The 22,528-nt window shown below is 45.0% G+C and carries 17 protein-coding genes; 12 read left to right on the plus strand and 5 right to left on the minus strand.

Annotated elements, in window-relative coordinates:
* Positions 1-40 precede the first annotated feature (40 nt).
* The 5 genes from QUB12_RS17130 to QUB12_RS17150 all read left to right on the plus strand — a co-directional run bounded on the left by QUB12_RS17130 (position 41) and on the right by QUB12_RS17150 (position 10,368).
* Complete coding sequence (locus QUB12_RS17130) at positions 41-244, plus strand: hypothetical protein (RefSeq protein ID WP_333142935.1); 204 nt, start codon at positions 41-43, stop codon at positions 242-244.
* Between the two features lie 330 nt (positions 245-574).
* Complete coding sequence (locus QUB12_RS17135; protein WP_333142934.1) at positions 575-1,087, plus strand: hypothetical protein; 513 nt, start codon at positions 575-577, stop codon at positions 1,085-1,087.
* Positions 1,088-1,362: 275 nt separating this feature from the next.
* Positions 1,363-3,387 (plus strand): ABC transporter ATP-binding protein, encoded by a 2,025-nt coding sequence (locus QUB12_RS17140; protein ID WP_333307776.1) that lies wholly within the window; start codon positions 1,363-1,365, stop codon positions 3,385-3,387.
* Between the two features lie 634 nt (positions 3,388-4,021).
* On the plus strand, positions 4,022-8,725 hold the full coding sequence (locus QUB12_RS17145) for a PAS domain S-box protein (RefSeq protein ID WP_333307778.1): 4,704 nt from the start codon (positions 4,022-4,024) through the stop codon (positions 8,723-8,725).
* Between the two features lie 344 nt (positions 8,726-9,069).
* Positions 9,070-10,368: a cytochrome P450 gene (locus QUB12_RS17150; RefSeq protein WP_333307779.1), complete on the plus strand. Its 1,299-nt coding sequence runs from the start codon at positions 9,070-9,072 to the stop codon at positions 10,366-10,368.
* A gap of 231 nt (positions 10,369-10,599) precedes the next feature.
* On the opposite strand, the gene QUB12_RS17155 is transcribed toward QUB12_RS17150, so the two are convergent.
* A complete protein-coding gene (locus QUB12_RS17155) occupies positions 10,600-11,205 on the minus strand; it encodes a chorismate lyase (protein ID WP_333142930.1) in 606 nt (201 codons plus the stop codon).
* 210 nt (positions 11,206-11,415) lie between these two features.
* Here QUB12_RS17155 and QUB12_RS17160 point away from each other — a divergent pair, with 210 nt between their 5' ends.
* A complete protein-coding gene (locus QUB12_RS17160; protein ID WP_333307781.1) occupies positions 11,416-13,035 on the plus strand; it encodes an NAD(P)/FAD-dependent oxidoreductase in 1,620 nt (539 codons plus the stop codon).
* A 7-nt stretch (positions 13,036-13,042) separates the two neighbouring features.
* On the opposite strand, the gene QUB12_RS17165 is transcribed toward QUB12_RS17160, so the two are convergent.
* From QUB12_RS17165 to QUB12_RS17175, 3 genes are read right to left on the minus strand one after another with little or no spacing between them, the layout of a single operon-like run.
* On the minus strand, positions 13,043-13,381 hold the full coding sequence (locus tag QUB12_RS17165; RefSeq protein ID WP_333142928.1) for a XisI protein: 339 nt from the start codon (positions 13,379-13,381) through the stop codon (positions 13,043-13,045).
* Positions 13,369-13,785: a XisH family protein gene (locus QUB12_RS17170; protein ID WP_333142927.1), complete on the minus strand. Its 417-nt coding sequence runs from the start codon at positions 13,783-13,785 to the stop codon at positions 13,369-13,371. Before QUB12_RS17170 ends, QUB12_RS17165 begins: the two co-directional genes overlap by 13 nt.
* Before the next feature lie 2 nt (positions 13,786-13,787).
* A complete protein-coding gene (locus tag QUB12_RS17175) occupies positions 13,788-14,339 on the minus strand; it encodes an acireductone dioxygenase (RefSeq protein ID WP_333142980.1) in 552 nt (183 codons plus the stop codon).
* A 226-nt stretch (positions 14,340-14,565) separates the two neighbouring features.
* On the opposite strand from QUB12_RS17175, the gene QUB12_RS17180 reads away from it, so the two are divergent.
* The 5 genes from QUB12_RS17180 (at position 14,566) to QUB12_RS17200 (ending at position 19,358) form a co-directional block, all read left to right on the plus strand.
* Positions 14,566-15,531 (plus strand): M48 family metallopeptidase, encoded by a 966-nt coding sequence (locus QUB12_RS17180; protein WP_333142926.1) that lies wholly within the window; start codon positions 14,566-14,568, stop codon positions 15,529-15,531.
* A gap of 220 nt (positions 15,532-15,751) precedes the next feature.
* Positions 15,752-16,177, plus strand: a complete 426-nt coding sequence (locus QUB12_RS17185) for a DUF4359 domain-containing protein (protein ID WP_333142925.1) — start codon at positions 15,752-15,754, stop codon at positions 16,175-16,177.
* Positions 16,178-16,410: 233 nt separating this feature from the next.
* Positions 16,411-16,971, plus strand: coding sequence for a TerD family protein (locus QUB12_RS17190; protein WP_333300566.1), 561 nt, complete (start codon positions 16,411-16,413; stop codon positions 16,969-16,971).
* A gap of 33 nt (positions 16,972-17,004) precedes the next feature.
* On the plus strand, positions 17,005-17,208 hold the full coding sequence (locus tag QUB12_RS17195; RefSeq protein WP_333142923.1) for a hypothetical protein: 204 nt from the start codon (positions 17,005-17,007) through the stop codon (positions 17,206-17,208).
* Positions 17,209-17,381: 173 nt separating this feature from the next.
* Positions 17,382-19,358 (plus strand): TerD family protein, encoded by a 1,977-nt coding sequence (locus QUB12_RS17200; RefSeq protein ID WP_333307782.1) that lies wholly within the window; start codon positions 17,382-17,384, stop codon positions 19,356-19,358.
* Positions 19,359-19,431: 73 nt separating this feature from the next.
* Here the strand turns inward: QUB12_RS17200 and QUB12_RS17205 are convergent, their stop codons facing one another.
* Positions 19,432-20,976, minus strand: a complete 1,545-nt coding sequence (locus QUB12_RS17205; RefSeq protein ID WP_333142921.1) for a glycosyltransferase — start codon at positions 20,974-20,976, stop codon at positions 19,432-19,434.
* 99 nt (positions 20,977-21,075) lie between these two features.
* Between QUB12_RS17205 and QUB12_RS17210 the strand changes: the two genes are divergently transcribed.
* A complete protein-coding gene (locus tag QUB12_RS17210) occupies positions 21,076-22,320 on the plus strand; it encodes an ATP-binding protein (RefSeq protein WP_333142920.1) in 1,245 nt (414 codons plus the stop codon).
* The last annotated feature ends 208 nt before the right edge of the window (positions 22,321-22,528 follow it).

Raw genomic sequence — 22,528 nt, forward strand, 5'->3', positions numbered from 1 at the left:
AAAAATCGCTAGAAAAACCTGCCCGGGAGAAAACAAAAACATGATGAACGACGGCAACCAAAAAGCTGAAGCGCCTGAAAGCGAGGATGCACAAAATTTGTCCGGCATGGCGAAAGCTTTTATTGTGAGCATGGCTTGGTCTTACGCAGAGGCATTGGAGCGAATGAAACGATCGCGAAATCCACAGGAAGCCGCGCCGGAATCTCCGACAGAACAAGTCGAACCCGATACTGAAAAAAATTAATGAAAGACTATTAATGCGATCGATTTGCCAAACTATCTGGGAGTGCGATCGAACGCAATAGTCAATTAGCTGTTTTGAGTGAAGAACAATCTACTCAGAACAGCGAACTGTGCAGCTTAAGCCGAATTTGTATTGGATTTTACAATAAAAAAAACTGAAAGCCCCGTGACGCTTCAACAAGCTCAGGAAAAGCTTTAGTCGGGGGATGACAACTGCGTTGCAGGTTGGAACCGCAACCTATATCTATCCTTAAAAGGGATTTAAACTAAATAAAGTACGGTTTTACCGCTACAGTGTACAAAACAAATAACCAATTTTTAGATCGGTCTCATGTCTAATTCAAAAATGATTGGTAAAGCGATCGCAGGTGGCCTTTGCTTCGGCATCCTCGCCAGCTTCACCGCTTCACACGGCCCCGCATCCGCAGCAGCACCAATAATTGCCCAAGAAACAGCAGCCCCGGCCGCTAGCAGCATCGACCAGCAACTCCTAGGCCAATGGCAAGGCACAGTCGCCTCCGGTCAGTCTTTCACCTTCGTCTTTGCCCCAGAAGGCAAATTGTTTCTCATGGCGAAAGGCCCCGACGGAGCCGCCCGCGCCAAAGAAATGAGGTACAAAGTTAATCTCGGTGAAAAACCGATGCACATTGATGTCGGCCTCAGCAGCACAGAAACCGTTCAGACTGTTTTTGAATTGACTCCCGAAGGTCAAATGCGGCTTCAGTTGCAAGGCACTAATCCCGGACAGGCCAGACCTAATTCCTTAAACGAGCAGGCAACCGTGTTTAAAAAGGTCTCCGAGGCCACTGCACTGCCTGCTGACACTCAAATCATCGGTTTTTGAGGAAAATTGCAGGCAGAAGGCACTTATCGCAATTGTCAATTATTGAGTCAGGTACTGATTGGGATTTTCGATTTTCGATTTTCGATTGGGGAATTGGTAAGAAAGCCGGCGAGTACCTCACCTGATTGAGAGCCGCTATCTATAACTAGCCCTGAGTTTTCAGATTGCCACGCTTCGCGAGGATCGAAGCAATCTTAAAACTTTCCCCGTGCCTTCTGCCTTCCACAGGCCCTGCTACAATCCACTTAATCTCCATTTAACTGCCATAGACCTCCATGAGTGAAACCGTTCTAGAAGTTCGCAACCTGCGGGTTCAATTTCAATCTGCGGACGCAGGCGATGCGTCTGCAACCGTCAAAGCGGTTGACGGCATTTCCTTTGAGGTCAAGCGAGGGCAAACTCTGGGCATCGTGGGAGAGTCGGGGTCGGGAAAATCGGTAACATCCCTGGCTGTGATGGGTTTGCTGTCGAGTTCGTCAACGAAAATCGATGGCGAAATTTGGTTTTCTCCGACAAAAGACAGCGCTAGCAAGGGGCCTGTGAATCTGCTGGAAATGCCGGACAGGGAAAAACAAACATACCGCGGCAGCCAGATTGCAACGATTTTTCAAGAGCCGATGAGTTCGCTAAATCCCGTTTATACGATCGGATTTCAACTCACAGAAGCCATTTGTTTGCACCAACAGGTGTCGCAGACAGAAGCGCGGCGCCAAGCTGCTTCTCTGCTGCAAGAGGTGAAGCTGCTACCGGGCGACGATGAGCTCAGGCAGCGGTGTTTGGCTTTGCGGCAAGAAGCGGTTCGGGAGGACGATCGCGATTTGATGCAGCTCGTCAACGGCCAAAAACAAGCTATGCTCGATCGCTATCCCCACGAACTCTCAGGCGGTCAAATCCAGCGCGTGATGATTGCAATGGCCATTTCTTGCAATCCAACTTTATTAATTGCTGATGAACCTACCACGGCTTTGGACGTAACCGTGCAGGCAACAATCTTAGCTTTGCTGCGGGAGTTGCGCGACTCTAGAGGCATGGCAATGATTTTTATTACCCACGATTTGGGCGTCATTGCTGAAATTGGCGATACGGTGGCGGTGATGTACCGAGGCAAGATTGTTGAGTGCGGTGCGATCGAACAAATTTTCAGCAATCCCCAACATCCTTACACAAAAGGTCTGTTAGCTTGCCGCCCAACTCTCGATCGGCAAAGGCGCCGCTTGCCGACAGTTTCCGATTTTATGGATGTCACCACAAATGCTAGCGGCGAATTAGTAATTGTCGAGAAAAATGCCGATTTAGACGGCGACAACAGCGGGGGAAATCCCGCTTTTGCAACAGGAAAACCGCCTCGGCTGCCGAATATTTCCGAGCCTTTGCTAGCTGTTGATAACTTGCGAGTCGGTTTTCCGGTGCAGGGAATGTTTGGCGAAACTAAACGCTTATTTATGGCGGTCAACGATATTTCTTTTGAGGTTTACCCTGGCGAGACTTTGGGTTTGGTGGGTGAGTCTGGCTGCGGCAAATCTACTTTGGCGAGGGCTTTGCTGCAATTAATTCCGATCGCCAGCGGTAAAGTGTTTTTTGAAGGTCAAGAAATTACGCCTCCTGCGAAAAGTAGTTCGGCATCGCAGTGGATGGCTAATTATCGGATGAAAAAAGAGTACGATCGCAAATTGCGATGGCTGCGGCGGGATCTGCAAATTATTTTTCAAGACCCTTTTAGTTCTCTCGATCCGCGCCTGAATGTTGGGGATGCGGTGATGGAACCGATGGTGATTCACCGCTTTGGTAAGAACCAGAAAGAACAGCGCGATCGCGCTGCTTATTTGTTGGATAGAGTGGGTTTAAATCCCGATTTTATGCGGCGCTACCCTCACGAGTTTTCGGGCGGACAGCGGCAGCGAATTTGTATTGCTAGAGCTTTGGCTTTGAATCCTAAGTTTATTATTTGCGATGAGTCGGTTTCGGCATTAGATGTGTCGGTGCAGGCGCAAGTTTTAAATTTGCTGAAGGAGTTGCAAACAGAGTTTGGACTGACTTATATTTTTATTTCTCACGATTTGAGCGTGGTCAAGTTTATGAGCGATCGCGCGATCGTCATGAACAAAGGTAAAATCGAGGAAATTGGCACTGCCGAGCGCATTTACCGCCAACCGCAGCAAGCTTACACGCGGCAACTCATAGCTTCTATTCCGGCGGGAAATTTGGAGCGAATTCGGCAACAGCAATTAGGCCGCAAATCTGCTTTGGGTGCTGTGGCGCCTTGGCCCCCATCGCCTGCAGATGAATCACAACAAAATTGATATCTAGTGTTTTAAACTCGTATCAATTACCAATTGGCCGTTACCAATTACTAATTAGCCCTTACGCGCGAAAATAGGAGTGCAACGAAAAAATGCTACCAATATTTTTGTCATTTTATCTTCAGAAATCCGCAGTTTATCTTTATTTTAACTTCATAATTTATTGTCAAATTCAACCTGCTTGAACTTGACTAATATTCCGGGTTGTTCAACCCACAGCCAGCGCGATCCACGCAGTATTTTCATACATCAAACCCGGTCATTCCTGGACGAAAAAAGTGGTATAACACGCTACTATAACGCGGTAAGCTGCTTCAGCCGAACCCTACATAATTAGGTTCTGCGTCTAGGATTAGCTAGATTAGGCCAAATGTCCAATGACTAACAGCAATATGTAGCGTAGTATTATAGATAAACTCTCTCTATGAGTCGGAAAAAGTAGAAAATGCCCACCCCAGCTAAAAAGAGATTGCTCGCTAATTCCGTAAATACACTTAATTCTATGGTCGGGTTGCGTAGATTTAGGCAAATTTTAAAATGCTAGATTTCGCAAGCTAGGAAAATATTACAATATTTAAACAGCTTTATTGTAATTTTGCCTCACCACACGTAAAACGGGATCAAAAGTAAAAAAATGAAATCTTCTGTTCGTATCGAAGAATCAAAAAGCACTAAATTCTCGAACTTACTGCGCGTGTTGTGGACAAAAATTACGGCAGCAGTCACCAGAATAGAAAAGGCAGAAGGCAGCAAGGAGTATGAAAAAAAAATTAGCGTAGGGACGATCGCCCCTGGCAGTGTATTCTCAATTTGGATAATTGTACTGCTTGTCTTAAACGGGTGGCTCGTAGCTGGCAGCGCTGATAATTTCTACGATAGCCCACTCGCCCTGGGATTTTTGGGAATAGCCAATATTGTCTTTTTGGGGGTATCGGGGCGCTCAAAAGCTTCTGCTGTCGCAGCCCAAAACGATCGCCCATCCAGCGAACCCAACGGGGGCGATCGCTTTTTTAGCCTCTCGCTAGATCTGCTGTGCGTCCTTAGTTTTGACGGTTATGTAAAACGCATCAACCCAGCAGCAGAAAAAATCCTCGGCTATGCCCCAGGAGAAATGGTTGGCCAACTCTTCATTGAATTCGTGCATCCCGACGATCGCGAAACTACTTTAAAAGAAGCTGAAAGTATTGCTGCGGGGAATAATACCGTTGGGTTTGAAAACCGCTGGCGCTGTCGAAACGGGTCTTACAAGTGGATAGCCTGGACTGCTACCCGTTTCTGCGAGGAAGAATTGATCTATGGTGTCGGCCGCGACATTACCGATCCCAAACTCGCCCAACAGTCCCTCCAGCAAAGCAATTCTCTTTTGCGATCAGTGATTGACAGTACGCCGGATGTCATTTTTGTCAAGGACATTCAAGGTCGCTACACGATCGCTAACTCCGTTGCTGCTGACTGGCTGTCAACATCGGTGGAGGCAATGATCGGCAAGGACGATACAAATTTATTTCCCCCAGAAATAGCCCAGCAAATTATCGAAGCAGACCGCAGGATCGTGACAGCGGGAGAATATTTAAATTATGAAGAAATTGTACCAAAAAATGGCGAAAATCGGACGCTACTAACAACAAAATGCCCTTGGAAAGACGCCGAAGGAAATATTATCGGCGTAGTTGGCGTATCTCGCGACATCAGCGATCGCAAAGAAATAGAAGCAGCGGTACTAGAGAGCAACATCCTGTTTGAAAACGTAATCGAAAGTACAGGCGACAGCATTTTTGTCAAAGATACTCAGAGCCGGTACCTATTGCTCAATTCTACGGCGGCGGGCATTATTGGCTTGCCAAAATCAGAAATTATTGGCAAAAAGGATGCAGAATTATTTCCGCCGGAGATTGCAGATATGCTGGTGGAAAATGACCGCCGGATATTGCAATCTGGTATTGAGGAAACGAGCGAGGAAGTAGTAAAAGATAGCGAGGGCAACATCCTGAGAGTTCTTTCTACCAAAAGTCCTTTGCGCGATCGAGCTGGAAACATCACGGGTGTAGTGGGAGTTGCTCGCGATATTAGCGATCGCAAAAAAGCAGAAGCAGCGCTGCAAGAAAGCCAGCGTTTTATCGAACAAATTGCCAATGCTACTCCGAATATTCTCTATCTCTACGACGAGATCGAGCAGCGAAATGTGTACAACAACCGCGCAATCAATGTCGCACTGGGCTATACCGTCGAAGAAGTTCAAAAAATGGGCAGCAGTCTGTTGCGAACCATTATCCACCCTGATGATTTAGCTAAATTTCCAGAATATTTGCAGGAATTGGAAACTGCTCCCGACGGCGAAGTTGGTGAGTACGAATACCGGGTGCGCGACAAAAAAGGCTGTTGGCGCTGGCTAGTCAGCCGGGAAATTGTGTTTAGCAGAACAGAGGAGGGAAAAATTAAGCAGCGTCTCGGTGCTGCTACGGACATTACAGAGCGCAAAATAGCAGAACAAGCCTTAGCAGAACAATTGAAACTTTCTTTATTCACAGCAGATGTGGGAATTGGTCTAACTCAAAACCAGACTTTGCTTGCAACTTTGCAATATTGCGCCGATGCAGTTGTGCGCCATTTGGATGTTGCCTTTGCTCGGATTTGGACGCTGAATCAAGAGGAAAATGTATTGCAACTGCAAGCAAGCGCGGGGATATATACTCATATTGACGGCGCTCACAGCCGCATTGCTGTCGGTGAGTTCAAGATTGGTTTAATCGCCCTGGAGCGACAACCTCACATCACTAATTCTGTGCAAGAAGATCCTCGCATTAAGGACAAAAAATGGGCCTCACGAGAAGGAATGGTGGCTTTTGCTGGATATCCGCTAATTGTTGACAATCAGTTGCTGGGAGTAATAGCGATGTTTGCTCGTCACGAGTTGAACGAATCAACGCTGATTGCTTTGGCCTCAAGTGCCGATACGATCGCCCTGGGGATTAAGCGCAAACAAACAGAAGTTGCTCTCGCCACACAAAAGCAAACTTTGAGGGCAATTATTGACAACGCTCCGATCTGGGTATGGATGGCAAATGCTAGCGGGCGGATGTTATTAGTTAACAAAACTTTCTGCGAAGATGTGGCTATACCTGAATCAAGATTTTTAGCAGCCTCTCACTATTCCGAAGTTTTGGGCTTAGAACAATCTGCTAGCTGCATGGCATCTGACGCGCAAGCGTGGAGCCAAGATATTCCATGTTATACGGAAGAAATTATAGAGCTTACTGATGGTGACTATCACCAGTTTGACACAATTAAAACTAAGGTCAAAGATGATTGTGGTAACGCGATCGGCTTAATCGGTTTGGGTTTGGACGTTACAAAACAAAAAGAAGCTCAAAGACAGTTGCAAAAGTCGGAAGCGAGATTCCGCAAATTAGCTGAGCAGGAAGCGCTGCTGAACCAGCTAGCTAGCAATATCCGCCAATCTCTGGATTTAGATACTATTTTGGCGACAACTGTGCAGCAAATTCGCGACTTGCTCCTGCTCGATCGCTGTCAGTTTATCTGGTATTTACCCGACGCTTCGCCGCCGGTTTGGAATGTGAGATACGAGGCAAAGAATGCCGATTTGCCCTCGCGTTTGGGTTTATATCCTGTCGAGCCAACTGCTTCTATCGCTGATCGGATTGCCAATTTGGAAATAATTCAGATCGACGATGTTGAGGCATTAACCGATCCAGCCGAACGGGAATTTTTAATGTCTGTAGGGCTCAATTCTCTGCTGGACATTCCCCTTCAAACACAGTCGGGTCAAATTGGCGCGATCCTCTGCGGTGCTTGCAGCGGGGTGCGGCTGTGGAGAGACGAAGAAGTGGAACTGTTAATGGCAGTAGGAACTCAATTGGCGATCGCCATTAATCAAGCCGAACTTTACGAAAAATCTCGCCTCGCCGCCGCCGAATCAAAAGCAGCAGCAATGCAGCAAAAATTGCTCAACCAGCTAGGCAGTCAAATCCGCGCTTCTCTAGATTTAGATACTATCTTGGCAACAACTGTGCGGCAAATTCGCGACTTGCTGCAACTCGATCGCTGCCTGTTTATGTGGTATACGCCCGATGCCGAGACGCCCGCTTGGGATATCGTCCATGAAGCTAAAAATGATGACTTGCTCTCGCTTTTGGGTTATTACCCTGCTGAGGTAACGGGGACGCTGGCGCAAAAGATAGCTAATTTGGAAATGTATCAAATAGATGATGTGGCAACTTTCAGCGATCCAGTAGAAAGGGAATTCTTTTTGCAGGTGGGTTACAAGTCTGTCTTGGATTTTCCGGTTAAGAGTGCAGGGGGTTTAACTGGAGTTGTTGGCTGCACTTCTTGCCGCGAGGTGCACAGGTGGACCAAAGACGAAGTGGAGTTGCTATCGGCAATTTGCGATCAATTGTCGATCGCCATCAGTCAAGCGGAACTCTACACTAAAAGCGTTGATTCAGCCCGGATAGCGCAAGAACAAGCAGCCAAACTCGAAGTAACTCTGTGCGAACTTAAGCTTGCTCAAACTCAGCTCGTGCAGGCCGAAAAAATGTCGAGTCTCGGTCAGATGGTAGCAGGAATTGCCCACGAAATCAATAACCCGGTTAGCTTTATCTTCGGCAATCTTACCTACACAGAAGAATACACCAGGAGCCTGATGAAACTGGTGCAAATGTATCGAGATGAATACCCGGAACCTTCTCCAGCGATCCAGGAGGAAATAGAAGTTTTAGAACTGGATTTTGTGCTAGAGGACTTGCCTAAAATGCTGTCTTCTATGCAGGTGGGAGCTACTCGCATCCGGGATATCGTGCGGAGTTTGCGGAATTTCTCTCGCCTCGATGAATCTGACATGAAAAAGGTTAACATTCACGAAGGCATCGACAGCACATTGATGATTTTAGAACACCGTCTGAAAGTTCAGCCAGATCGCCCCGCAATTCAACTCGTTAAAGAATACGGGCAATTGCCACTGGTGGAGTGCTACGCCGGACTACTGAATCAGGTGTTTATGAATATTATCGCCAACGCTATTGACGTGTTACAAGAACCGCTCGATAATCAGGGAATTATCCGCATTCGTACAGAGGTAAAAGATAGTCTCGCTGTGATTAGAATTTCTGATAACGGTGCAGGTATCACCGAGCAAGTCAAGCATCGGATATTTGACCCGTTCTATACTACAAAACGGGTCGGTTCAGGAACGGGGATGGGTTTAGCGATTTCCCATTCAATTATTGTCGAAAAACATAAAGGTGAAATCAAGTGTTTCTCGGTGGTGGGGAAAGGCACTGAATTTATCATCGAGATTCCGATTAAAAAAACAAAAAATTAAATTGGTTTTTTGGCCAAAATACTAAGGTGCATCACTTGGAAAGACATGAGTTTTTTGTACTAACCTTAAGACACACGCACCCTACAAACGCCAACATATAAAACTTATTTTACCAGAAAGTGGTCGGGTTGACAATATGAACGAGACAACGAAAATTGATATTAAAAATCTAAAATCTAAAATCTAAAATCTAAAATCTAAAATCTAAAATCTAAAGACGCACCCTACAGGCTACACACAGAGAAAAGTTATTTTACCAGAAATTTGTCTGCTGCGTATTGCCCACCCTCCAACTAAAATTGATATGATATTAAAAATCTAAAATCTAAAATCTAAAATCTAAAATGGCATTACCTCCCGGCAGTTTCGGTTTACCCCTAATTGGCGATACTATCAACTTTTTGCAAGATTCCCAATTTGCCAAAAAACGCCACCAGCAGTACGGGCCCCTTTTCAAAACCAGCATTTTCGGACAGCCTACCGTGTTTGTGTGTGGCCAAGAGGCTAATTTGTTTGTTTTAAGCAATGAAAACCAATATTTTGCTGTGACTTGGCCTGCCAGCACGAAAGCGCTTTTAGGGCCACTTTCCTTGGCGTTGCAAACGGGTGCTAACCACCAAAATCGCCGCAAGTTGTTGTACCAAGCGTTTGGGCCGCGAGCTCTGGCAGGCTACATCGGCGAGATGGAAGATATCACTCAGCGCTATTTGGAAAAATGGGCCAGAATGGAAACCATGACTTGGTATCCCGAACTGAGGAATTATACTTTTGATGTTGCGGGTAAGTTGTTAGTAGGGATTGATAATGGTTCGGAAACGGCGCTAGGACATTATTTTGAAACGTGGTGCAATGGTTTATTTTCGATTCCTTTAGATGTGCCTTGGAGTCAGTTTGGCAAGGCGAAAAAGTGCCGAAAGCTGCTGTTGGCAGAACTTGAAAAGATTATTATAGATCGCCAGCAAGGAACCCCTAGCGACAAGGATGCTTTGAGTTTGCTGATTTCGGCTCGCGATGACGAGGGAAATAGTTTGAGTTTGGAGGAGTTAAAAGATCAAGTGCTGTTGCTGCTGTTTGCAGGACACGAAACTTTAACTTCGGCGATCGCCTCTTTTTGTCTTCTGCTATCTCAAAATCCCGATGTGATGGCAAAAGTCCGCGCCGAACAGCAGCAGTTCCCCCCAACTGAACCGCTAACCTTGGAACAACTCAAACAAATGACTTATTTAGAGCAAGTTATGCGAGAAGTGCTGCGGTTGGTTCCGCCAGTGGGAGGCGGCTTTCGGCAGGTAATTAATGCTTGCGAGTTCGGCGGCTACGAAATTCCCAAGGGTTGGATGGTACTTTATCAAATCAATCAGACGCATCAGGATAGCGCCGTTTATCCCGAACCCGATCGATTCGACCCCGATCGATTTAGCTCGGATCGATCGGCTAAACCGTTCAGTTACGTGCCATTTGGTGGCGGTTTGCGAGAATGTTTGGGCAAAGAATTTGCCCGGTTAGAGATGAAGTTGTTTGCGGCAAAGATTGTTCGGGAGTTTGAATGGGAGCTTTTACCGGATCAAGATTTGAATTTAATCCGAGTACCGACTCCGCATCCCCGCGACGGTTTGCGAGTGAAATTTCGGCGGAACAATTCTTAAGAACAGGCAAGATGCCTGTTCCACAATCGGTAAATTTTCTTGTGGGCCGTTGCTTCTAGCCCGCCCTGAAAGCCTTATTGAGAATGGTGCAATATCTCAGTTGAGACTGAAATCTTGCACCATTCTCAATAAGCTTTTTATGAACAGGCAAGATGCCTGTTCCACAAAGAGTGAATTTTCTTGTGGAACAGGCATCTTGCCTGTTCTTGATAATGGTGCAATATCTCAGTCTCAATCAACATCCAATTGCATCGGCCCCAAATACTTAGTTAAATAAGGAGAAAACACCTCATAAATCAGCGTCAAGGGCTTACCATGATGCCAAAACAAATAGTGTCGCCCCCAAAAAGGCCCCGACTGTTCAAAAGCTGACTCCAAAGCCACGGAATTACCGCAATAAATGCCCTGCACATCGCGATACAATTCTGTCCGCAGCCTCGCTAAACTAGCCCAAATTGGCAAAGATTTATTTTGTAAATATTCGTCTACGTGGCTCGCTTCCCACCAAGAAGTAGCATAGGCCAAGCGCTGTCCCGAAGCAGTCCGCAGCCACACTTGTCGCCGCAGGCGCGGCCCCGGAACCGCGACAATTTGCTCTGGTGCGCCGTCTGCGTCTTCACCCACTAAAGACATATCGATCACATCTACTTCTGTGGGTTCCCCTGTCAGCAGTTGCAGGTGACGGGTGGGAGAACCGTCGCCCAGGAGCAGTATTTGCCACGCCGGTGCGAGCTTGGTGTGGGGCAAACCCTTCTGTACTGCGTCTTCGGCTCCTTGCCACAGGGGGTTGAGAGCGTGCCAGGTGCGGCTGTTTTTGGGTGTAAATGTTGCAGTCAAGGGTCTTTACAAAACTTAATTTTTTATTTATTATAACGCTTCTGCAATTATCCACTCAAAAATCAAAAATTGCTCGACCGAGGACGATCGCCCGTAGGATCTCCGGTTAAATAGTTATAATACTTCTGTTCGGGATTTTTATTCTTCTTTCTTCCTTCCTTCTTCCTCTTTCCTTCTTCCTTCTTCCTTCTTCCTTCTTCCTTCCACTATATGTTAAGAATAACTGAAATAAAACTCCCCTTAGATCATCCTCAAGATGCGATCGCCAGTGCCCTTCTCAAAAAGCTGCAAATTCCCCCCGAAGAATTACTCGGCTATTCCATCTTCAAGCGCAGCTACGATGCTCGTAAAAAAGCAGAAATCCTCCTTGTCTATATTGTGGATGTAGAGACGACACAGGAAAAGCAACTTCTCCAACGCTTCAAAAAAGATCCTCATGTGATGGTGACGCCAGATACGAGTTATCGCTTGGTAGCCAAAGCCCCCAGCAATTTGACGATTCGCCCCATTGTGATTGGTACAGGGCCGTGCGGTATGTTTGCAGGTCTGATGCTGGCACAAATGGGGTTTCGCCCTATCCTTTTAGAACGCGGAAAAGCAGTCCGCGATCGCACGGTTGACACGTTTGGATTTTGGAAGAAAAAAGCAGAATTCAACCCAGAATCTAACGCCCAGTTTGGCGAAGGTGGTGCGGGTACTTTTTCCGATGGCAAACTCTACAGCCAAGTTAAAGATCCTCAGCATTATGGACGCAAGGTGCTGACGGAACTTGTGAATGCGGGAGCTTCACCGGAAATTTTATATATTAACAAACCGCATATTGGCACGTTCAAACTGGTGGGAATTGTCCAAAGCATTCGCGCCCAAATTGAATCATTAGGCGGAGAAATTCGGTTTCAAACTCGTGTAGAAGATATCCACATCGAAAATGGAAAAGTGCAGGGACTTACCCTCGCCAGTGGAGAATATATTGCTAGTAATTATATAGTTCTGGCGGTGGGGCACAGCGCCCGCGATACTTTTGAAATGTTGTTTTCGCGCGGGGTTTACATCGAGGCTAAACCTTTTTCCATTGGTTTTCGGGTGGAACATCCGCAGACTACGATCGATCGCTGTCGTTTTGGCGATCGCGCGGGCCATAAGCTTTTGGGTGCCGCCGATTACAAACTGGTTCACCATTGCCAAAACAATCGTTCTGTGTATAGTTTCTGTATGTGTCCCGGTGGTTTGGTAGTGGCGGCTGCGTCAGAACCGGGGCGACTTGTTACTAATGGGATGAGTCAATATTCTCGCAATGAACGCAATGCTAACAGCGGGATTGTGGTGGGTATCACGCCGGAGGATTATCCCGGTCATCCCTTAGCAGGAATTGAGTTTCAGCGTCGCCTAGAAGAACGGGCATTTGAGTTAGGAGGTGGCACTTACAACGCCCCTGGGCAGCTTGTGGGTGATTTTTTGGCGAATCGCCCTTCCACGGCGCTAGGCAGTGTGCAGCCGTCTTATACGCCGGGAGTTGTGATGACTGATTTGAGCGAAAGTTTGCCAGATTATGCGATCGCAGCTATCCGCGAAGCACTTCCGGCTTTTGACAAACAGATTAAAGGATTTGCGATGGATGATGCGGTTTTGACTGGGGTGGAAACGCGCACTTCTTCACCAATTCGGATTAAACGCAAGGAAGATTATCAGAGTTTGAATACAGAAGGCCTTTATCCTGCTGGGGAAGGTGCAGGATATGCGGGTGGAATCCTGTCGGCGGGGATTGATGGGATTAAGGTGGCGGAGGCGGTTGCTTTGAGCATATTGCGATCTGTAAATCACAAAGTTTGAGGCTGGATCAACCAACTGCAAATTCGGTGTATTGTCGGACATGAGGTGCATGATAGGCTAGCACAATTTCCTGGGATGGGACACCTCGTGCTACTAACTGATCGGCGATCGCTTCTTCAGTCCCGTCATGCTGCACCCAAATTTTCCCATCTTTAATATCTACATGAATCACACAGCCATAAATCCGAGTGCTACCGTTTTTCCAACCCACATTTACAAGTTGATAGCGATCCTTTACCAGATCGAAAATCGTCTCGCTGGAAACTGGATCGCTAGGCGATCGTCGCTGGGATCGCTCAGTTAGCAACTCCTGAATATATTGACGATACAAACTTACTTTATCCATTGAGAAATCTCCTCTTTTTCGGTATCGTAAACTAAAAGCGGAATTTGATTGCGTTCAATCACCCTTTGAATAAATGAGTATTTGAAAAATCTTTTGTAAATATCTAATGGAATTGCCAAGTAAAGAGTTCTATCGGGATCGTCATCTTCTAATGCAATCCGATAGTTAATAAATTGTCCCACTGCGGTATGAAATTCTGAAATCGTCGAGGGTGCCAAAAACGTTTTGATTTCAACCGCAATTTTTTCATTATCCTTTGTCGCTGCTAATAACTGTTCTGCACCCAGATCGATATAAAAATCAACAAATCCCAGATCGATATGATAAGGATCATGAGTAATTGTCCAATCCTGATTTTGGAGGGCAGTCTTGACGAGTTCATGAAACTTATCTTTAGCTGGCATATTTAAACGATGGCTAAGCCCGATCGAATTTCCGTATCGGTATACTCCGGCGTCCAGCCTTCTTGCGTGGTAAAATAGCGCACCGCTTTAATTTTCCGGGCTGCTGTCAAATAAAACCAGTGTTCTGTATTCGCCGGCACGTTGATAAATTCTTCCGGCTGCACAGTGAGTTCGACTTGGCTACCGTCGGGCCGCACGAAGCCGAAAATGCCCTCGCCTGCTACGATATAGCGGACTTCATCATCGGCGTGGATGTGGCACTTGTTGAATTTGGACAGCAAGGTGTCGAGGTTGGGAATGTCTGGGTGCAGTACAATTAAGTCTCGCGATTGATAGCCTGCCGTTTCCTTGAGTTGTTGAAAGTAGCCGTCGAGGCCTTGCAGCACTTGCTCTTTTTGATTGTCGTCAAGAGCATCTTTAGCTAACAAATTTTGAATTTCAGCGCTGTCACCCACGGGCCAGCGGTTGAGTTGAATGTTTAAGGAAGCGAGTTCTCGGGTAATGTCGCTTTGTTGAGTGTAGGTTGTACCGTTTTCGAGTTGCAGGATAGCCATTTTTGCACGTTCCAATTTTGGGGTGAGGCGATACACAGGCACTGTGAAAGATGTTTGTCGATCGCGCCTGTACCAGAACCACAATTTTAACGCTAATTTGAACAGGCTTTCCACCCTGTTCCACAACAGTTGAATATTTGTCAAGATAAGATTGATAAGTCAGGCGCCAGCTAGCACCCGCAGCGATGGCATTACTGATATCTTAAATGTAACTTTTGCAACAACTATGCCTACTTATACGGGAATTTCTAGCGAAGCATTTCAGCATCCCCTCGATCGCCAAGCTGAGGAAGCGCTGCGAAGCGTGCCTGGATTTGACTTAATTGCCAGCAAATTTGTAGAATTTATCTACGAACGACCGCAATTCGTTTACCTAATGGGAAATAGCATTCAAGTCGGCCCACGCCAATATGCCAGCATTTATCATATATTTCGCGAGTGCGTGCAGGCTTTAGATGTTTTTCCAGAACCAGGTTTGTTTGTTTCTCAGAATCCCTCAGTTAACAGCTATGCCCTGGGAAAAAACCAACCTTATGTAGTATTAAACACTGGTCTTTTAGACTTATTAGAAGAGTCAGAAATTAGGGTAGTATTGGCTCACGAGTTGGGACACATTAAATGCGGTCATCCAACTTTAAATCAAATGGCGATGTGGGCGATGAGCGTGGCATCGACAATTGGCGAGATGACTTTCGGGCTGGGAAATATGGTCGGTAGCGGTTTAATTTTCGCTTTTTACGAGTGGCGGCGCAAGGCAGAATTGTCGGCGGATCGGGCGGCTTTGTTGGTGACGGATGACTTGAACAGTGTGATGAAGACGATGATGCAACTTGCGGGAGTTAGCAGTAAATATGCTGACCAATGCAGTTTGCAAGAATTTATCCGCCAGTCTGACAACTATCAAGAGCTCGATCGAGACAATCTCAACCAAGTGTATAAGTTTTTACTTTACAACGGCGGTCAAGGTGTGATGCTGAGTCACCCTTTCCCCGTGGAACGCCTGCGGTATTTGCGAGACTGGGCAAGTTCCGAAGAATACCGCCAAATTAAGCTGGGGAACTACAAGCGGGCTGTAGCTGAGGGTGCGGTTGATGTGAAGTCCCAAACGCCTAACAGTGAGACGGAGGCTTTGCGCCGTCAGATTGAAGAGTTGCAGCGGGAGATCGATCGGCAAAAATCAAAGCGAAACTAAGTTTCGTCGTCCCCAGGCTCTGCTTGGGAACCAGCTAAATGTTTTGTTGAAAATTTACCGGATTTGAGGGAGGGGGAAACGTAAAAGGAAGGTAAACCAGTGAGAGACTTACTCGCAACTCGCCTCCAATCTAAAAACTGTCCCCTCCTTTCGGAAATCTGTATCTGGGGAGGTGTAGTTTAAATCAAGAGAAGCTTATAAATCAACGGGGCTAAAAAAAATGATTATTGATAACGCAATGAATACTAAGAAGCCAACTTCTAATTTTTTCGGCAATGTGGGAAAAGTCGCGATCGCCCTGACTCTTCTGGCTGCCGGCATGGCATTTACAAATCCTGGGAGAGATCAATACCTAACTTATGCTTCCGGCGTACTCCAAACCGAGTTGGAAAACACTGTGTGCAAAGATTCTCGCGTGCCGAAAGCTTTGGGCGGCATTACAGATACTTTGATCGGCAGTTGCAAGAATTTGCTGACTTCGCAGCGGGGCACGATCGAAAGCTTGCTCGACAATACAACGCAGCGTCAGAATTTAGGCGTTGTCAGCATTTATACAACTGAACTGGGCAAAAAAAGCTATCAAACGGTTGGAGCTTTTGGTAATTTTGTGACGCTGCCACCTAGTTCTGAAAATGCTCAAAATTAGAGTCAAATTAAGTTCAATTGCCGAAACCGGGTTTTTTAGAAAGCCCGGTTTTTGCTTACGTAATTCTCTCTCAGTAAATCTCAATAAATTCGGAGAGCAATAGCACATATTTTTAATTATGCCAACTATTAGAGACAAAATATTAAGTTTTCTTAAAGAAGAAAACTTATTGTCCCACTTAATATTAACATTAACGCTATAAAGTTTGATGTTTAACAAATAAGCAGATGGCAATGCAATTAAGTAAGGGTGAGAGATTTAATATTTCTAAAGAAGCGCCCGGTATAAAAAAAATGGCGATCGCCCTCGGTTGGCAGGTGACAGAGGCAGGACAAAGCTACGAGATAGATGTCTCTGCCTTTATGCTAGGTGCTGACGGCAAAATACCTAACGATAAATATTTTATCTTTTACAATAATCTGCAATCCTTTGACAGTTCGGTACTGCAATCGATTCCTGAGAAAAACAACCGAAGTCAAGAGAATAAGACTATTTACGGCGTTATCTTAGAAAGAGTTAATCCTGAAATTGAGGAAATAACTTTTGTTGTCACTATTCACGAAGCAGAGAAAATCCAGGCAAATTTTAGCAATATCAAAAATGCTTTTATCAAAATTATCAATTTGGATACGGGAAGCGAACTGGTTCGGTATGAATTAAAAGAGAATTTTTCGCGAGAGACTGCTGTAGAATTTGGTCGTTTGTATAGAAAGAATGGAGAGTGGAGATTTCAGGCGGTAGGAGCAGGATATCAGGCAGGATTGCAGAGTTTTGTTGACAAGTATTGCAGCTAAAGTAGTAATAATATTGCTCCAATTAATCACGAGTTGGCAGCGGTCACAGCAGCAGATGATTTGCAGTTCCCGGCTGGGGAGTTGGAGGTGAAGCCAGAACCGGAAGCGGAACAGTCTCGTCTGGAGCATTTGGTAACTTTGTTAACTTGCTACCTTGTTTTGAAAATGCTCCAAACCAATGTCAAATTAAGTTCAATTGTAGAAACCGCTTGGGAAGAAAGCCCGGTTTTCACTTAGGTAATTCTCTCTAAGTAAATCTCAATAAATTCAGATACAGACACCAGATATTTTTAATCAAGCCTGCGATTAGAGAAACTCTGTTAAATTTCATTAATTAAAGAACTTCTTATGCCACTTAACCTTAAGATGAGTAGTATAAATTTTTATCTTAAACAAATAAGCAGATGGCAATGCAATTAAGTAAGGGTGAGAGATTTAATATCTCTAAAGAAGCGCCCGGTTTAAAAAAAATGGCGATCGCCCTCGGTTGGCAGGTGACAGAGGCAGGACAAAGCTACGAGATTGATGTCTCTGCTTTTATGCTAGGTGCTGACGGCAAAATACCTAACGATAAATATTTTATCTTTTACAATAATCTGCAATCCTGTGACGGTTCGGTGCTGCAATCGATTCCTGACAAAAATAACCGAGGTCAAGAAAAGAAGACTATTTACGGCATTATTTTAGAGAAAATTAATCCTGAAATTGAGGAAATAACTTTTGCGGTCACTATTCATGAAGCAGATAAAATTAAAGCCAATTTTAGCGAGATCAAAAATGCTTTTATCAAAATTACCAATTTGGATACGGGAAGCGAACTGGTTCGGTATGAATTAAAAGAGAATTTTTCGCGAGAGAGTGCTGTAGAGTTTGGTCGTTTGTATAAAAAGAATGGACAGTGGAGATTTCAGGCGGTAGGAGAAGGATATCAGGCAGGATTGCAGAGTTTGGTGGACAAGTATTACAGCGGAAATAGCAATAATATTTCTCCCATGAGTAGCGAGTTGACAGCGGGAACAGCAGCAGATGATTTGCAGTTGCCGGCTTGGGATTTGGAGGTGGATTCAGAACCGGAAGCGGAACACTCTCGTCAGACTCGAAGGGTACAGCCATCACGAATTAACAATCAAGTTAATAATAATTCGCGAAGTCGCAAAATACCCGCAGCTTTATTAGCAGGTTTAGGGGTTTTGGTGTTGGGAACAAGTGTAGGGACGATCGCGTTTATGCGATCGGGAAATGAAACGCTGAAGCAAGCGAAAATACTGGCAGTGGAAACGCAGAATGCAGGGAAAGCCACCGATGTAAATCTGCTCAGAAGTTTCGATAAACGACTTAAAGAAACGATCGCGAATTTAGAGAAAATTCCTAACTTTCCCGGCTTTGGATATCAACAAGCTAGAGCTGATTTGCTTAAACTGCGCCCGAGTTTGGTTCCTGTACAGCAAAACTTACAGGCGGCAGAAAGTCTAGCAACGGCTCAAAAATTGGCGATGGAAGCTGCTGTGGTTGTGCAAAAACCGCCTCATCCGATCGAAGTTTGGCAGCAGTCGCAAAGTAAATGGCAACAGGCGATCGCACTTTTAGAAGCGATAGATTCACGTACACCTGTTTATAATCTAGCTCAAAATAAGTTATCTAATTACCGAGCCAATCACGCTGTGATCAGTCAAAGAGTTGCGATCTCTCAAAAAGCTGCAAATTTTAGCAACCAAGGTTCTTTGAAAGTTCAAAAGGGAGATGTTCCGGGGGCGATCGCAAATTTTACTCAAGCTTTAACGCTGAATCCCAACATACCTCAAGCTTACCTCGGATTGGGGATTGCTACGTCAAAACAGGGAAACAAGCAGCAGGCAATTTACAATTACGAGCGAGCGCTGCAATTTAATCCTAACTTGGCAGAAGCTTATTTCGGTCGCGCTCAAGCATACTATGAATTGGGAAACAAGCAACAGGCGATCGGGGATTACGAACAAGCTATTCGCGTTAATCCTAATTATGCTTTGGCTTATTTGGAACGAGGTGCTATTCGCTGTATGTTGGGAACAAAATCGCCAGCCGTATCAGATTTTCAACAAGCGGGAGAACTTTTCTTAAAGCAGGGAGACGGAAATAATTACAAATTAGCGCAAAGCTTTATTAATGATTGTCAAGAACCGAGTGCAGAGTCTGCAATATGCGATTATCGAAGGAACATAGACTCCTTCGGCAGACCCTGCGGTCGCTCTGTTAATGTTCCGATTATAATTAGAAGAAAATCCCCGACTGCTACCTCAAACTCTGAGTCTACTGATGTTAAAAGCAATAGCAGCGTTGAAAAAATATTGCCTGCATATTCTGATAGCAGCAGCACAAGAACTCGCAGCAGGAGAAGAAGTAAAAGGTAAATGGCTGTTGCATTAGTCAATATAGGAACCGCCAAGACGGTTAGGACGTTGTTAATGGCTGAAATGATGGATTTTATTGCTTCTTCCTTCTTGCTTTTTCCTTCTTGCTTCTTCCTTCTGCTATAGATGACAAAATCTGCTGGTAAGCATCGATGGTTTGTTGGGCGATCGCCTCCCAGTTATAATGCTTTTTGGCATACTCTTGGCCGTTCAATCCCCGGCGTTGGCATTCCTGTGGATTGAGAAGTGCTGATTTGATTGAATTGGCGATCGCCCCTACTTCCAAAGGCCCCACCCAACCAGCTTCTGCTTGCTGTATGTCTTCCGCAATATGTATGCGATCGGAAATCGCGACAGGTACACCGGCGGCCATCGCTTCTGCTACAGCAATGCCAAAGTTTTCGTAATAAGAAGGCAATACAAATAAGTCGGCTTTTGTCAATAGTTCAACTTTTAAATCACCGCTCACAAAGCCAGTTATTGTTGTGTATTTTGCTAAGCGTGAATTATGAATTTGTACTTTAATTTGTGTTTCATAATCAGCATCTTGGGGATTTGAACCAGCTAAAATAAAGTGAAACTCCATGCCCGATGCCAAAATACTTTCTAATGCTGGAATTAACAAATCCAGCCCTTTTTTCGGTTCAATTCGCGACATAAATAAGATGATTGGCACTTCAGATTCCCGCAATCTCTTAGGAAACAAACCTGCTGTCACCCCCAATGGAATCACCAAATCCAGTGGCACAGGCATCTTGCCTGTGAAGTCCAAATCCCGTGGCACAGGCATCTTGCCTGTGGAGTCCAAATCCAGTGGCACAGGCATCTTGCCTGTGGAGTCCAAATCCCGTGGCACAGGCATCTTGCCTGTGGAGTCCAAATCCAGTGGCACAGGCAAGATGCCTGTGCAGTCCAAATCCCGTGGCACAGGCATCTTGCCTGTGGAGTCCAAATCCAGTGGCACAGGCATCTTGCCTGTGAAGTCCAAATCCCGTGGCACAGGCATCTTGCCTGTGAAGTCCAAAGCCCGTGGCACAGGCATCTTGCCTGTGAAGTCCAAATCCCGTGGCACAGGCATCTTGCCTGTGCTACCCAAACCAAATCTTTCTGAGATTTTAGCCTCTTCTTTACTTGTGAAGTGAATTGCTGCTGCCCCTGCTAAATTAGGGCGTTCTAAAAGCGTGGCATAAATCTGTTTCAAGCGCTTTTTTTTCTGCAAGTCGGCGGGGTCAAGCATACCGCAGGGACGCATAATATATGGCAACTTGTGATATCTAGCAATTGTAGCAGCGAGGGTAGTTACTGGCGAGAAAAGAGCGTGAATGTGAGCGAGGTCAAATTGTCGCGCATTTTGATTCAACCACTGCAATAACGAGAGAGAAAACTTATATCTACGAAACGGAGAACAGCGGAAATAAATAATCTGATAGCCGTTTTGTTGTATTGGTTGATTTAGAGGAACATCTAAGGGAAGTTGACCGATATCTCCGTTAGAATCTGTGGTGATAATCGTCACATCAATGTTTTTTGCCGCGAGGGCCGCAGACAGTCCGAGTACCATTTGACTCGGCCCGCCGTAGACGAGGGAAATTGAGGGGATAATTTGGAGAATTCGCATGGTTAGCACTTGGTGTTAGCTGAGGTAGCTGGTTGTGTTATTATAGAAAGAATTGCAAAATTTGCACGTTATACTAATTTAGGCGATCGGAGGCAAGTTATGCTGATTGGATTCAGCGTCGGCAACTACAAATCTTTTAAAGAAACTGTCACCCTCAGCATGGTAGCTTCGTCAATTACTGAGGAAGAGAAAGAGCTGGACGAAAATAATGTATTCCCCATTAATGATAAGTTAAGCTTACTCAAAAGTGCTGCTATTTATGGAGCTAACGCCAGTGGTAAGAGCAACATTGTTGCTGCAATTTACTTTATGAAATGGTTTGTCCTCAACTCATCCAAAGAAACGCAAGTTTCAGACGCGATCGATATTGAAGCATTCAGGCTAAGTACGGAGACAGAAAAAGAGCCGTCTTTCTTTGAAATCGTTTTTCTACTAGAAGACAAAACTTTTAGGTACGGTTTTGAGGTGAACGCGCGGGAAGTTGTTTCTGAGTGGCTATTTCAAGCCGATGACAGTGAAGAAAAAATGATTTTTGAACGGGATTTTGATAATTATATATTAGATGATTTCCCAGAGGGACAAGGCATTAGCGATAAAACCCGAATTAATGCTTTATTTCTTTCTGTAGTCGCACAATTTAATGGTAAAATTTCTGGCAAAATATTGCTGTGGTTCAGTAAAACTTTGCAATTGATATCAGGCTTGCAAGATACACAATACCGCGAGGCAACTTTAGAGTCTTTTGAGAACGATCGCCACAGACATGATATTATTGAATTTATCAAGAAATTAGACTTAGGGATTGCTGATATTCAAATCAACAAGTATATTTCCCAGAAAACCGCTATGTTCGGTATATATGAAGTAGGCGTGAAAACAGTTCACCGGAAATATGATGCTGATGGGAAACAGGCTGCTATAGAATTATTTGATATCGAAACGCACGAATCCGAGGGAACCAACAAACTATTTGCATTAGCAGGCATTCTCCTGGATACTTTAAGAACAGGAAAAATTTTATTAATTGATGAACTTGATGCCAGACTGCATCCGCTGATTACTCGCGAATTAATCTGCTTATTCAATTCTAACGAGACTAATCCGCACAACGCACAGCTTATATTCACTACACACGACACAAACTTGCTCAGTAGTAAAAGTTTTCGCAAAGATCAAATATGGTTTACCGAAAAAGATAACAAGGGCGCTACTGATTTGTACTCTTTGGTAGAGTATAAAGTCGGAAAAGATGCCTCATTCGAGCGCGATTACATTATCGGCAAGTATGGCGCTATCCCTTTTATTGGTAATTTTAAAGAACTAATAGGTGAACTTCATGAGTAAAAAAAGTTCGTCTAGAAGCAAGATTGATTACTACAATCGAAAAGATAAAAGTAGAAGATGGTTTTTAATCGTGTGCGAAGGTGAGAAAACAGAACCCGACTATTTTAGAAGTTTCCCGGTAGACACAAATGTAATTAGGGCTTGCTGAATAAGCGCCAAAAGCTGACGGACCTGGATTATTCGAGCGGGCGATCGAGAGAAGTGTGCA

Source organism: Microcoleus sp. B7-D4, assembly GCF_036705125.1.
Lineage (GTDB): Bacteria > Cyanobacteriota > Cyanobacteriia > Cyanobacteriales > Microcoleaceae > Microcoleus.